Origin of the sequence: Bradyrhizobium diazoefficiens USDA 110 (assembly GCF_000011365.1) — a bacterium.
In the GTDB taxonomy this organism is placed as follows: domain Bacteria; phylum Pseudomonadota; class Alphaproteobacteria; order Rhizobiales; family Xanthobacteraceae; genus Bradyrhizobium; species Bradyrhizobium diazoefficiens.
Window position 1 is genome coordinate 2,498,591 of record NC_004463.1, and the last position, 11,983, is coordinate 2,510,573.

At 66.6% G+C, this 11,983-nt stretch carries 12 protein-coding genes and 1 pseudogene; 8 read left to right on the forward strand and 5 right to left on the reverse strand.

The features are described from left to right. Positions 1-17: 17 nt before the first annotated feature. On the forward strand, positions 18-980 hold the full coding sequence (locus BJA_RS11255; RefSeq protein WP_011085091.1) for a TAXI family TRAP transporter solute-binding subunit: 963 nt from the start codon (positions 18-20) through the stop codon (positions 978-980). Positions 981-1,117: 137 nt separating this feature from the next. Here BJA_RS11255 and BJA_RS11260 read toward each other — a convergent pair whose 3' ends face one another. The 3 genes and pseudogenes from BJA_RS11260 to BJA_RS11270 all read right to left on the reverse strand — a co-directional run bounded on the left by BJA_RS11260 (position 1,118) and on the right by BJA_RS11270 (position 3,661). Then, positions 1,118-2,347, reverse strand: coding sequence for an ABC transporter substrate-binding protein (locus BJA_RS11260; protein WP_011085092.1), 1,230 nt, complete (start codon positions 2,345-2,347; stop codon positions 1,118-1,120). Between the two features lie 97 nt (positions 2,348-2,444). Beyond that, a pseudogene (locus BJA_RS11265) lies at positions 2,445-3,339 on the reverse strand (substrate-binding domain-containing protein). Continuing rightward, the gene (locus BJA_RS11270; RefSeq protein ID WP_162494064.1) at positions 3,317-3,661 is read right to left on the reverse strand and encodes a hypothetical protein; all 345 of its coding nucleotides are present in this window, start codon (positions 3,659-3,661) and stop codon (positions 3,317-3,319) included. The pseudogene BJA_RS11265 and the gene BJA_RS11270 overlap by 23 nt, the downstream one beginning before the upstream one ends. Here BJA_RS11270 and BJA_RS11275 point away from each other — a divergent pair. Genes BJA_RS11275 through BJA_RS11290 form a run of 4 tightly spaced genes read left to right on the forward strand, consistent with a single transcriptional unit; the run spans position 3,660 to position 7,938 of the window. After that, positions 3,660-4,493, forward strand: a complete 834-nt coding sequence (locus tag BJA_RS11275) for a substrate-binding domain-containing protein (protein WP_038966585.1) — start codon at positions 3,660-3,662, stop codon at positions 4,491-4,493. The two genes, BJA_RS11270 and BJA_RS11275, sit on opposite strands and share 2 nt — an antisense overlap. Positions 4,494-4,547: 54 nt before the next feature. Further along, on the forward strand, positions 4,548-5,654 hold the full coding sequence (locus BJA_RS11280; protein ID WP_011085095.1) for a molybdopterin-binding protein: 1,107 nt from the start codon (positions 4,548-4,550) through the stop codon (positions 5,652-5,654). A 13-nt stretch (positions 5,655-5,667) separates the two neighbouring features. Further along, entirely contained in the window at positions 5,668-7,617 is a 1,950-nt protein-coding gene (locus tag BJA_RS11285; RefSeq protein ID WP_038966586.1) for a molybdopterin biosynthesis protein, read from the forward strand. A 51-nt stretch (positions 7,618-7,668) separates the two neighbouring features. Beyond that, positions 7,669-7,938: an FAD-dependent monooxygenase gene (locus BJA_RS11290; RefSeq protein ID WP_257784502.1), complete on the forward strand. Its 270-nt coding sequence runs from the start codon at positions 7,669-7,671 to the stop codon at positions 7,936-7,938. On the opposite strand, the gene mobA is transcribed toward BJA_RS11290, so the two are convergent. Then, positions 7,871-8,512 (reverse strand): molybdenum cofactor guanylyltransferase MobA, encoded by a 642-nt coding sequence (mobA, locus tag BJA_RS11295; RefSeq protein WP_011085097.1) that lies wholly within the window; start codon positions 8,510-8,512, stop codon positions 7,871-7,873. The two genes, BJA_RS11290 and mobA, sit on opposite strands and share 68 nt — an antisense overlap. Continuing rightward, positions 8,493-9,383 carry a formate dehydrogenase accessory sulfurtransferase FdhD gene (gene fdhD, locus BJA_RS11300; RefSeq protein ID WP_038966588.1) on the reverse strand — a complete coding sequence of 297 codons (891 nt, stop codon included), beginning with the start codon at positions 9,381-9,383 and terminating at the stop codon, positions 8,493-8,495. The genes mobA and fdhD overlap by 20 nt, the downstream gene beginning before the upstream one ends. Positions 9,384-9,590: 207 nt before the next feature. Between fdhD and mobB the strand changes: the two genes are divergently transcribed. From mobB to BJA_RS11315, 3 genes are read left to right on the forward strand one after another with little or no spacing between them, the layout of a single operon-like run. Further along, positions 9,591-10,118 carry a molybdopterin-guanine dinucleotide biosynthesis protein B gene (gene mobB / locus BJA_RS11305; protein WP_011085099.1) on the forward strand — a complete coding sequence of 176 codons (528 nt, stop codon included), beginning with the start codon at positions 9,591-9,593 and terminating at the stop codon, positions 10,116-10,118. Positions 10,119-10,127: 9 nt separating this feature from the next. Next, positions 10,128-11,384, forward strand: a complete 1,257-nt coding sequence (glp, locus tag BJA_RS11310; protein WP_011085100.1) for a molybdopterin molybdotransferase MoeA — start codon at positions 10,128-10,130, stop codon at positions 11,382-11,384. A gap of 45 nt (positions 11,385-11,429) precedes the next feature. After that, positions 11,430-11,693, forward strand: a complete 264-nt coding sequence (locus BJA_RS11315; protein ID WP_028174267.1) for a sulfurtransferase TusA family protein — start codon at positions 11,430-11,432, stop codon at positions 11,691-11,693. The last annotated feature ends 290 nt before the right edge of the window (positions 11,694-11,983 follow it).

Here is an 11,983-nt window from a genome sequence, read left to right on the forward strand (position 1 = left end):
GTCCGCCGGGAACGACCATGAGATTCGCGATCATCCTTCTCGCCGCGGCGCTGCTCTTAAGCCCCGCTGCTGCTCAAACCGGAGGCACGGCCATTCCGACCACGACACTCAGCCTCGGCACCGCAACGCCCGGCGGCGGCTTCCCGCTCTACGGCAACGCCTTTGCGGAGGTGATGAACGCGGCCGATCCGCAAATCACCATCGCACCCCGCAACACCAAGGGCAGCAACGAGAACATTCCGCTGTTGGAGAAGGGCGAGCTCGATCTCGCCTTGGTCGCGGGCGAGCCGGCCTACGAGGCCTTCGCCGGCATCGGCCGTGCGAAGGTGCGGCTGAAGATTCTCACCGCGATCTATTCCAACCCCGGCATGTTCGTGGTGCGGGCCGACAGCCCCTACAAGACCATTCGCGATCTCGTTGGCCAGCCTGTTGCGTTCGGCGCCAAGGGCTCGGGCCTGCCGATCCTCGCGCGCTACGTGCTCGATGGCCTCGGGCTGAGGCAGGACGAGGATTTCAAGGCCGTCTATCTCGACCGCGCCGGCGACGGCCCCGCGATGGTCGAGGACGGACGCGTCGCCGCGCTGTGGGGCGCCGGCATCGGCTGGCCCGGCTTTGCCGCGGTGGCATCGAGCGCATCAGGCGCGCGCTTCATCGCGCCCAGCGAGGAAGAGGTCACGCGCATCCGCGCCAAGCATTCGTTCCTGAAGCCGATGATCGTGCCCGCCGGCAGCTACCCGAAGCAGGCCGAGCCGATCGCCTCGCTCGGTTCGTGGAGTTTTGTCCTCACGCGCGAGGATCTGCCGGACGATGTCGCCTACCGGCTGGCGAAGACGCTGCATGGCGTGGAGGCGACGTTCTGCAAGAAGCTCGCGCAGGCCTGCGAGACGACCGCGGCGAACACCGTCGCGGCCGCGCCGAAGCCGGAGCTGATTCATCCGGGCGTGATGAAGTACTTTCGCGAGATCGGGGTGGTGAAATGACGGTCGCTCCCTAAGCGGCCGTCATTCCGGGGCGCGCAAAGCGCGAACCCGGAATCTCGAGATTCTCAGGTGCGCAATTGCGCACCGTAGTTCGGTGCTTTGCACCGCCCCGGAATGACGATCGCTTTAAGCGATCGTCACTTCTTCACCATCGCACACGCCGGGTCCGGCGGCCCGAACGCCTTGTCGCCCGAGATGGTCGTGAGGATCTTGTAATAGTCCCACGGGTATTTGCTTTCCTCCGGCGTCTTCACCTGCACCAGCCAGAGGTCGTGCACCATCAGATTGTCCTCGCGCAGCTTGCCGTTGCGGGCGAAGAAATCCTCGATCGGCTTTTCCCGCATCTTCGCGGCGACCTTGAGCGGATCATCGGTGCCGGTCTCCTTGACGGCGTTGAGATAGTGCATCACGCTCGAATAGACGCCGGCCTGCCACATCGACGGCATCTTGTTCATCTTGGCGAAATAGCGCTTCGACCATTCGCGCGTCTTGTCGTCCATGTCCCAGTAGAACGAGGTGGTCAGCAACAGGCCTTGCGCCGCCTGCAGGCCGAGGCCGTGGATGTCGGTGATCAGCGCCAGCAGCGCCGCCATCTGCTGGCCGCCCTTGAACACGCCGAACTCCGAGCCAGTCTTGATCTCGTTCATGTTGTTCGGGGGGCCTGCCGCAATGCCGATGATCTTGGCCTTGGAGGCCTGCGCCTGCAGCACGAACGATGAGAGGTCGGGCGTTGCCAGCGGCGGCTTCACCGAGCCCAGCACCTTGCCGCCATTGGCGGTGACGACGCTGGAGGCATCGCGCTCCAGCGAATGGCCGAAGGCGTAGTCGTCGGTGATGAAGAACCAGCTGTCGCCGCCGCGCTTGACCACGGCATCCGCGGTGCCGACCGCGAGCGCGCGGGTGTCGAACACCCACTGGATCGCGTAAGGAGAGCAGAACTTGCCGTGGAAATCGGCGGTGCCGGTGGAGTGGGTGATGAACAGCCGCTTCTTCTCGTTGGCGATGTTCTGCACCGCGAGCCCGACCGCCGAGACCGGCACGTCGACGATCAGATCGACCTGGTCGACGTCGTACCAGCGCCGCGCGATGGCGCCGCCGATATCGGCCTTGAGCTGGTGGTCGCCGATCACGATGCTGATCGGCTTGCCGAGCACGGTGCCGCCGAAATCGTCGATCGCCATCTGCGCCGCCGTCACCGAGCCCTGGCCGGTCGGCGCGGAAGCGGGACCGTTCATGTCGGTGAGCACGCCGATCTTGACGACGTTGTCGGAAACCTGCGCCATTGCGGCGCCCGGCAGCAGGGCTGCCGCCAAGAACGTCGCTGCAAAGCCGGCCGCGACCGGCAGTCCAAATCTTGCTGGATTCACGCTTGTCCTCCCCTGATCCGGCTCGTTGGCCGGTGTTGCCCGGGTATGCCCGGCTGAATTGGTTTCTTTTGCAACTATTTGGGGGCGGGCGTCAATGTCAGGCGGCGAAGCGGATCTGCCCCGCCGGCGAGGGGTCGTAGCCGGTCAGCTCCTCGGCGCGCTGGCGCAGCCTTCTTTCGCTCAGGAACCGGATCAGGGCCTGCATGGTGGGGCGGAAATAGCTGCGCTGTCGCATCGCCAGATCGAGATTTTCCCAGACCAGCGGCACGAAATCGAGGCCGGCCGAGCGCGCCGCCGCGCGTGTCGCCACCCCGCAATCGGCCTGGCCGGCGCGGACCATTTCGGCAAGATCGGGCCCGGTCAGGGCCGGCGTCTCCACCCGGCGCAAATCGCGGGTGGTGGCGTCGGCGCGCTTCAGGAGCACGTCGAGCAGCATCTGCGCGCCTGTGCCCTGTTGTCGCATCGCCATCCTGGCGCCGAGCGCGAGCACGTCGGCGAGACCGCGCAATCGCTTCGGATTGCCCGGCGGCAGCACGAGACCCTGCTCGCGGCGCGCGAATGCGACCAGCAGCGCGTCATGCAGGTCCGGAGCGTCTCGCAGCGCCGTCACATTGGCGTCGGAGGCAAGATTGCCGGAGGCATCCAGGCCGTGGAAGTGCACTGCGACAGCCGTCACCTCGTCGCGCTGCAGGCGCTCGAGCCCGCGCGCGCTTCCCTCGCTCATCGATCCCAGGCCGGAGCCGGATTCGCGCAGGCTCCAGTCCAGGAGGCTCGTCCTGGCTCCCGCCCACGACGGGTGGCGGCTCCGTGGCCAGCATGCCCGCAGGGCGCGCCAGTCCGGACAGCACCCAGAGATCGAGTTCGTGCCGCGGGAAGAGCCACTTCCCGGTCACCTTGCTACAGGGGATCGCGCCGGTGGTGACGAGTTCGTAGAGCTTGCGTTCGCCAAGTCGGAGATAGTCAGCGGCTTCACTGGTCGTCAGGAATTCCATCCTGCATTCCTATGCAAATTCTTGCTTCTTTTTGGACTTTCGTCGCAGGTGGAATTCTGCAGTTCATTTTCGGTCCGCGGGAACCATGCCCGATCATCTCGTTGCTTTGCAACACATCCGCAGGCGCCTCTTCCGCTTTGGTGAACGATCCTGAAGCGCTCACATGGTGCGGGCCTTGCTGTCGCGCTCGCGATTGCAATCGGCTGCCGCTCAATGCATTGCCGGAATTTCCCGAACGGCAGCGCGCGAGGGGCAAATGCGTCACGAGTGCGGCGCAATCGATCCTCATGATCGTGGCCGTATCCAATGGGAACCAGCTCATGGCCTTTCGCCGCCTGTCCGTTGCACTCGCGCTTCTCTGCGGCCTGACCGCGGACATCGGAGCGTCGTTCGCGGAGGACCGCGCCATCGTCCTGGCCTCCACCACAGCGACGCAGGATTCGGGCCTGCTCGATCATCTGCTGCCGATTTTCCGTGACAAGACCGGCATCGACGTGAGGGTGATCGCGCAGCGCGCCGACGAGGTGCTCAACGAGGCGCGCAAGGGCGATGCGGACGTCGTGCTGATGCATGCGCGGCCACAGGAGGAAAAGTTCGTCGCCGAAGGTTTTGCCGTGAAGCGCTTCGACGTGATGTACAACGACTACGTGCTGATCGGGCCGAAGAGCGATCCTGCCGGCGTGAAGGGCAAGGACATCGCGACCGCGCTCAAGGCGATCGAGGCCAAGGGCGCGCCGTTCGTGACGCGCGGCGATCGATCCGGCACCCACGCCGCGGAGCTCGCGCTCTGGATCGTCGCCGGCATCGACATCGCCGCTGCCAAAGGCGCCTGGTACCGCGAGGCCAAGGAGGGCATGGGCGCGGCGCTCGAAGCTGCGCGTGTCGCAAATGCCTATGTGCTGTCGGACCGCGGCAGCTGGATCGCCTTCAAGGAGCGCGGCGATCTCGACATCATCGTCGAGGGCGACAAGCGGCTGCTCAACCAGTACGGCGTGATGTTGGTCAACCCCGAGAAGTTTCCGAGCGTGAAGAAGGAGCTGGGGCAGACCTTCATCGACTGGCTGATCTCGCCGGACGGGCAGGCGGCGATCGCCGGCTACAGGGTCGACGGGCAGCAGCTGTTCTTTCCGAATGCGGACAAGTCGGCCGGCTGACATCTGCATCTCCGGCGGTTGCCAAACGCAGCGTTGCATGGTCCATCATGGCGCATGACCCAGCGCCTGCCGCCATCGCTGACGCCGCTCGACACCGCGCTTGCCGCGTTGCTGCGAGACGTTGAACCGATCACACCTGTTGCGTTGCCGCTGACTGAAGCGATCGGCTGTATCGCGGCGGACGCTCCGCTGCTTGCGGCCTATCCGCCGCACGACATTGCCGGCATGGACGGGTGGGCGTTGCGCGCCAATGATCTCGTCGGTGCGTCCGCCTATTCGCCGTCGCCGCTGGCGACGGCGCCGGCCTGGGTCGATGCCGGCGACGCGATGCCGGCGGGATGCGACTGTGTGCTCGATGCCGACGCCGTCGAGATGTCTGGACCGCTCGCGCAGGTGCTGGCGGAGGGCGTGCCGGGGCAGGGTGTCCGCCGCGCCGGAAGCGACATCGCCGTTCGCACGCTTGCCGGCACAGAAGGATATCCGGTCGGTCCGGCCGCGCTGATGCTCGCCGGCGTCGCGGCGGTGGACAGGCTGAGCGTGCGGCGGCCGCGGCTGCGCATCGTCAATGTGCCTGATACGACGACGACGGCGCATATGATTGCCGGGATCGCGCGCGTCGCGGGACTGGATGTGAGGGCGTTCGAGGCCGCCGCGCGCGATGGCGCATCGATTGCAGATGCGCTCGATGCTTCCTCCTGCGACCTGCTGCTGATTGTCGGCGGCAGCGGCGTCGGCCGCCGCGATGCCGCTGTCGCGGCGCTGGCCCGGCGCGGTGACGTGATCGCCCATGGCATTGCACTTCAGCCCGGCCGCACCGCCGCGGTCGGGCGGCTCGAAAAAGTTCCCGTCGTTGCCTTGCCCGGCTCGCCGGATCATGCGCTCGCAGCCTGGCTCGCGCTCGTGCTTCCGCTCGTCGATCGTTTGTCGGCACGGCAGCTGCGCCGGCACGTGACACGGCCGCTCGCGCGCAAGATCGCGTCCAGTGTCGGCATTGCCGAAATCGCACTGCTGGCCGAGGACCATCATGCCTGGATGCCGCTTGCGGTGGGGGAGTGGCCGTTCCAGGCCATTGCCCGTGCGGATGCATGGCTGATCATACCCGCCAGCCACGAGGGATTTGCAGCGGGCGCATGCGTCGATGCCTATCTGATGCGGGAGTGATATGGGTTCCGGCATGACGATGATCCCGCAATCGCAAGACCGCAGCGCGCTCGAACAGGAGCAGTTCCTCAAGATCCTCTCGCGTGAGGAGGCGATGGCTCGTTTCGAGGCGGCGCTGTTTCCCCGCGCGATTCCGAGCGAAACGCGCAAGCTTGCCGATACGCTCGGCACGGCGCTCGCCGAAGACGTCACCGCCCCGATCGACGTCCCGCCGTTCGACCGTTCCAATGTCGACGGCTTTGCCGTCCGCTCGGCGGACCTCGCCGCGGCCGGCGAAGGTGCGCCTGTCCGCCTTGCGTTGAACGGCGAGACCATCCACTGCGGCACCGCGCCGAGGATGCAAGTTGCCACAGGCACCGCAACGCCGATCGCCACCGGCGGCCCGCTGCCGCGCGGCGCCGACGCTGTCGTCATGGTCGAGCACACCCAGCCTGCCGGCCCGGATGCGGTCGATGTCCGCCGTGCCGCGTCTCCCGGGCAGTTCGTCTCCTATGCGGGCTCCGACATCGCACGCGGCGAAGCGCTGCTGCGCGCCGGCACGCTCGTCGGCTCACGCGAGATCGGGATGCTGGCGGCCTGCGGCATTGCCGAGGTGGCCGTCGCGCGCAAGCCGCGGGTCGCCGTGATCTCGACCGGCGACGAACTGGTTCAGCCCGGCGAGGTGCTTGCGCCCGCGGAGATCCACGACACCAACGGCGCGATCGTCGCGGCCGCGATCGACGAGAATGGCGGCGAGGCAATCTTCCTCGGTGCCATTCCCGACGACGAAGCGAAGCTCGAATCCGCCATGCGCCGCGCGCTGGCGGACGCCGACATGCTGGTGCTCTCCGGCGGCACGTCGAAAGGCGCGGGCGACCTGTCCCACCGCATCATCAGCCGGCTCGGCCAGCCCGGCGTCGTCGCGCATGGCGTGGCGCTCAAGCCCGGCAAGCCGCTGTGCCTCGCGGTCTGCGACGGCAAGCCGGTCGTGATCCTGCCGGGCTTTCCGACCTCGGCGATGTTCACCTTCCACGACATGATCGTGCCGGTGCTGCGCAGGATGGCCGGCCTGCCGCCGCGCTCCGATGCCAAGGTCAGCGCGACCGTGCCGGTGCGCATTGCCTCCGAGCTCGGCCGCACCGAATTCGTCATGGTCTCGCTGGTCGAGGGCAGGGGCGGCTTGATCGCCTATCCCTCCGGCAAGGGCTCCGGTGCGATCACCTCCTTCGCGCAGGCCGACGGCTTCCTGCGCATCGATGCGCTCGCCGATCAGATGCCCGCGGGGACCGAGGCCGAGGTGACGCTGTTCACGCCGCATGTGCGCGTGCCGGATCTCGTCATCGTCGGCAGCCATTGCACCGGCCTCGACCTCGTCACCGCACAGCTCGCGCATGCGGGCCTCACAGTGCGCTCGATCGCGGTCGGCAGCCTCGGCGGGCTTGCGGCAGCCAAAAGGGGCGAGTGCGATCTCGCGCCGATCCATCTGTTCGACGACAGAAGCGAGACCTACAACACGCCTTATTTGGTCGAAGGGCTCGAGCTCGTGCCGGGCTGGCGGCGGATGCAGGGCATCGTGTTCCGCAAGGGCGACAAGCGCTTCGAGGGCCTCAGCGCAAAGGACGCCGTTGCCGCCGCGCTCACGGATCCCGCCTGCATCATGGTCAACCGCAACCAGGGCGCCGGCACGCGTATCCTGATCGACCGGCTGCTCGGCGGTGCGCGCCCCGAAGGCTATTGGAACCAGCCGCGCTCGCACAACGCCGTTGCCGCCGCCGTCGCGCAGCAACGCGCCGACTGGGGCATGACCATTGCGCCGGTCGCCCATGCGGTCGGTCTCGGTTTCATTCCGCTCGCGGAAGAGCATTATGACTTTGCGTTGGTGACGGCGCGCAAGCAGCGTCCGGCGGTACAGGCCTTTCTCGACGCACTTGGCTCGGGCGAGGCACGTACGGCACTGGAGCGAGCGGGCTTCCGGCCGGCGTAGATGATAGACGACGACGCGGCCTTCAAGCCGTGCGACAGGTTGGGGGACGCGATGGCAAGGCCGCTTTCGGTCGCGATCGTCGGTGCCGGCATGGGCGGGCTTGCGACCGCCGCGGCGCTCCGGCGCGTCGGCATCAATGTGATGGTCTACGAGCAGGCCTCCCAATTCGCCCGCATCGGCGCCGGCATCCAGATCGGCTGCAATGCCATGAAGGTGTTGCGCGCGCTGGGGCTGGAGGCGCGGATGCGCGAGGCTAGGCCGCGTCATCCAGCGCCGCGAGCCGCTCGGCCTCGGCGATGTCCTCGACCGTATTGGCGTTGAAGAACGGATCGAGCGGCTCGACCGGCCACGTCACCGTCGCGAGCGGATAGCGTGCGGTCCAGCGGTCGATCTTGCGCAGGTCCTCGACGACGAGGGCGTGGCGCAATTCGTCGCGCAAGGCAACGCGCCACAGCCCGATCACCGGATGCGTCTGGTCGCCCGATGCGGCGACCGCGAGCTGCGCGCTCTCCCGCTCACGGGCTTCATGCAGGCGCGCGACGAGATCGCGCGGCAGGAACGGGCAGTCGCCGGCGGCACTGAGCACCCATTCGATCCCCGGCCGGTTCGCCGCGGTCCAGTCGAGCGCGGCGAGAATGCCGGCGAGCGGGCCGGGAAAGCCGGGTACGTCGTCGGCGACCACCTGCAGGCCGAATGCGGCGAAGCGCGCGGGATCGCCGTTCGCATTGAGGATCAGTCCGCTGCACTGGGGCGAAAGACGTGCGATCACGCGCTCCAGGATGGTGCGTCCGCCGATGGTGCGCATCGGCTTGTCGCCGCCGCCCATGCGTCGCGCGAGGCCGCCGGCGAGCAGCACGCCTTGCGTCAGCGGAGTTTCAGTCGTCACCACCTTCACCCTTGCGCTTGTGCTTGGCTGACTCCTCTTCGACGTAAGCAAGGTTCTGGTCGTAGACGATCCGTTCCTCGCCCGCGAGCGCGATGAAGCGCTTGCCGCGGGTGCGGCCGACCAGCGTCAGGCCCACCTGTCTTGCGAGATCGACGCCCCACGCGGTGAAGCCGGAGCGCGACACCAGGATCGGAATGCCCATGCGTACCGTCTTGATCACCATCTCCGAGGTGAGACGTCCCGTGGTGTAGAGGATCTTGTCGCCGGCATCGACGCCGTGGCGGTACATCCAGCCCGCGATCTTGTCCACGGCGTTGTGGCGGCCGACGTCCTCAGTGTAGCAGAGCGGCTCGCCCTCCTTGCACAGCACGCAGCCATGGATCGCACCGGCCTCCAGATACAGCGAGGGCATGGTGTTGATGGTCTGCGTCATCTGGTAGAGCCAGGAGGTGCGCAGCTCCGCCTTCGGCAGTGCGACGCTCTCGACCGCTTCCAGCAGATCGCCGAAGGCGGTGCCCTGCGCGCAACCCGAGGTCTGTGTGCGCTTCTTCAGCTTGGCCTCGAAATTGGTGTGATGCGAGGTGCGCACGACCACGACCTGGAGGTCGTCGTCGTATTCGACCTCGGTCACCGCGTCATTATATTTCAGCATGTTCTGGTTGAGCAGATAGCCCAGCGCCAGATATTCCGGATAGTCGCCGATCGTCATCATGGTGACGATCTCCTGGGAATTCAGGTAGAGCGTCAGCGGCCGCTCCATCGGCACCTTGATCTCGACTCTGGCGCCGGTCTGGTCGGTCCCGGTCACGCTCTGGGTCAGGCGCGGGTCATCCGGGTTGGGGACGATCAGGGGCACCGGGGCTTTGTCGATCTTCATCATGGCCACGACGTTAGCATGACATTCGGGTCAAGCCGATATAAGCATGCTGGCGGAAAGCGAAAATGCTGCCTCGCCGTCATTGCGCGCGGCGAAGCAATCCAGAACTATACCGCGGTGGCAGTCTGGATTGCTTCGCTACGCTCGCAATGACGGGGAGAGGCCGGCGGTTCCATCGGCAGGCGTGTCGTTGGCGGAGACGGATCGGTTATGAAAGTCATCGGCCTTGCGGGCTGGAGCGGTGCGGGCAAGACCACGCTGTTGACGCGGCTGATCCCGTATTTCAGCGCGCAAGGCCTGCGCGTCTCCGTCATCAAGCATGCGCATCACCAGTTCGACGTCGACGTGCCCGGCAAGGATTCCTGGCGCCATCGCGAGGCGGGCGCGGCCGAGGTGCTGGTTGCCTCGTCAAATCGCTGGGCTCTGATGCACGAGTTGCGCGGCGCGGCGGAGCCGCGGCTGCCGGAACTCCTGAGCAAGCTTTCCGCGGTCGATCTCGTCGTGGTCGAGGGTTTCAAGCGCGAGCCGCACCGCAAGATCGAAGTCCATCGTGCCGGCAACGGCAAACCGTTGCTGTTTCCCGACGATCCCGGAATTGCCGGGATCGCGACCGACGCCCCGATTGACACCCGGCTGCCGACCGTCCATCTCGACGATATCCCGGCCGCGGCGTCGCTGCTGTTGCGTGTGGCGATGCCGGTCGAGGAAGCGGTCGCGAAAAGCGCTGCTATGCGCTGACGAGGCACCATGGCGCAACTGTCTGACGATTGCTTTGCCTTTGGCGGACCGATGATGTCGGTCGACGAGGCCGTTGGCCTGATCACGACGCGCGTCAACGCGATTGCCGATCTCGAAACCGTGGCGCTGGTCGATGCGGACGGGCGCGTGCTGGCCCGAGACATCGCCGCGCCCCTGCCGCTGCCACCCTTCACCAACTCCGCCGTCGACGGCTATGCCGTGCGCGACGCCGATCTTCCGGACAGCGCGGAACGGGCGTTTCCGCTCGATGGCCGCATCCAGGCCGGCGGCCTTGTTCAAGCGCCGATCAGGCCCGGCCACACCGCGCGCATCTTCACGGGTGCGCCGATGCCGCCGGATGCCGGGACCGTCTTCATGCAGGAGGATGTCCGCATCGATGACGCCGCCAGGATCGTGCTGCCGCCGGGGCTGAAGCCGGGCGCAAACGTCCGGCCCGCGGGCGAGGACATCCCTCAAGGGCACGTCGCGCTGCGCGCCGGCCAGCGGCTGCGGCCACAGCATGTCGCGCTCGCCGCGGCGTTCGGCCTGACGCGGATCGACGTCGTCAGGCGCATCCGCGTTGCGGTGTTCTCGACCGGCGACGAGCTGGCGTCGCCGGGCGAGCCGCGCGCCGCCTCGCAGCTGTTCGACTCCAACCGCTTCATGCTGATGGCGATGCTGCGCCGGCTCGGCTGCGAGGTCAGCGATCTCGGCATCCTGCGTGACGAGCGGACTTCCCTCGCGAATGGCTTGAAGCAGGTTGCAGGCAGCCACGACCTGATCCTCACCACCGGCGGCGTCTCGACCGGCGAGGAGGACCACGTCAAGGCAGCGGTCGAGAGCATCGGCTCGCTGGTGCTGTGGCGGATGGCGATCAAGCCCGGCCGGCCCGTGGCAATGGGCATCATCGGCGGCACCCCGCTGATCGGCCTGCCCGGCAATCCCGTCGCGAGTTTCGTCACCTTCGTCCATGTGGTGCGGCCGACGGTGCTGGCGCTGATGGGTGGTTTGCCGGAGCCGCTGTTGCCGATCCCGGTGCGTGCGGCGTTCACCTACAAGAAGAAGATCGGCCGCCGCGAATATATTCGTGTCTCGTTGCGGAGGGGACAGGATGGCGCGCTGGAGGCCATCAAGTTCCCGCGCGAAGGCGCCGGGCTGTTGTCGTCGCTGGTCGAGACCGACGGCCTCGTCGAGCTCGGCGAGGACATCACGCGTGTCGAGCCAGGGCAGAGCGTGGGGTTCCTGTCCTATGCCGATCTGCTCTGACCGGTTGCGTTGACGCCATTGATCGGTCCCGCCATGGTTGCGCCCATGACCAGAACCACGCTCGATCTCACCGGGCTGAAATGCCCGCTGCCCGCCCTGAAGACACGCAAGGCGCTCAAACCGTTACAGCCGGGCGATCAGCTCGAGGTGTACTGCACCGATCCGCTGTCGGTGATCGACATTCCGAATCTGATTCGCGAGACCGGCGACACGGTGGAGATCACCGAGCGCAACGACGCGCGCATCGTGTTCTTGATAGAAAAGGCAAATGGTCCGATAGGCAACACCAATGGTGCGCTGCGTTCCTGACGCGTTACCGCGTTGATACCGACCTTTTGTCTATCGACATCGATCATGGCTTCTGCCCAAATTGACTTTCTCCGTGCGGGCGCGGAGGTTGAGTGTTGTCTGCGATACGCGGATCAACGGGCCAAACACGAAGCCTGCACGTGGTATCGGGCATAGAGCCCCGCTCGAGGGGTTAACTTTTCGGAGGCGCGTGACCGATCCTGGCGCGCGCCGGATGATTATGCGGGGCAGCGGGGACAGCTGGCTGCACCGTGAATGGCTGAGGATCAGGATCTTAGCGGCAGGCTGCT

What these genes read in the sequence shown, in the direction of transcription:
- BJA_RS11255 (WP_011085091.1), top strand. Translation starts at nt 18, where the DNA reads ATGAGATTCGCGATCATCCTTCTCGCCGCGGCGCTGCTCTTAAGCCCC.
- BJA_RS11275 (WP_038966585.1), top strand. Translation starts at nt 3,660, where the DNA reads ATGGCCTTTCGCCGCCTGTCCGTTGCACTCGCGCTTCTCTGCGGCCTG.
- BJA_RS11270 (WP_162494064.1), bottom strand. Translation starts at nt 3,661, where the DNA reads ATGAGCTGGTTCCCATTGGATACGGCCACGATCATGAGGATCGATTGC.
- BJA_RS11280 (WP_011085095.1), top strand. Translation starts at nt 4,548, where the DNA reads ATGACCCAGCGCCTGCCGCCATCGCTGACGCCGCTCGACACCGCGCTT.
- BJA_RS11285 (WP_038966586.1), top strand. Translation starts at nt 5,668, where the DNA reads ATGACGATGATCCCGCAATCGCAAGACCGCAGCGCGCTCGAACAGGAG.
- BJA_RS11290 (WP_257784502.1), top strand. Translation starts at nt 7,669, where the DNA reads ATGGCAAGGCCGCTTTCGGTCGCGATCGTCGGTGCCGGCATGGGCGGG.
- fdhD (WP_038966588.1), bottom strand. Translation starts at nt 9,383, where the DNA reads ATGATGAAGATCGACAAAGCCCCGGTGCCCCTGATCGTCCCCAACCCG.
- mobB (WP_011085099.1), top strand. Translation starts at nt 9,591, where the DNA reads ATGAAAGTCATCGGCCTTGCGGGCTGGAGCGGTGCGGGCAAGACCACG.
- glp (WP_011085100.1), top strand. Translation starts at nt 10,128, where the DNA reads ATGGCGCAACTGTCTGACGATTGCTTTGCCTTTGGCGGACCGATGATG.
- BJA_RS11315 (WP_028174267.1), top strand. Translation starts at nt 11,430, where the DNA reads ATGACCAGAACCACGCTCGATCTCACCGGGCTGAAATGCCCGCTGCCC.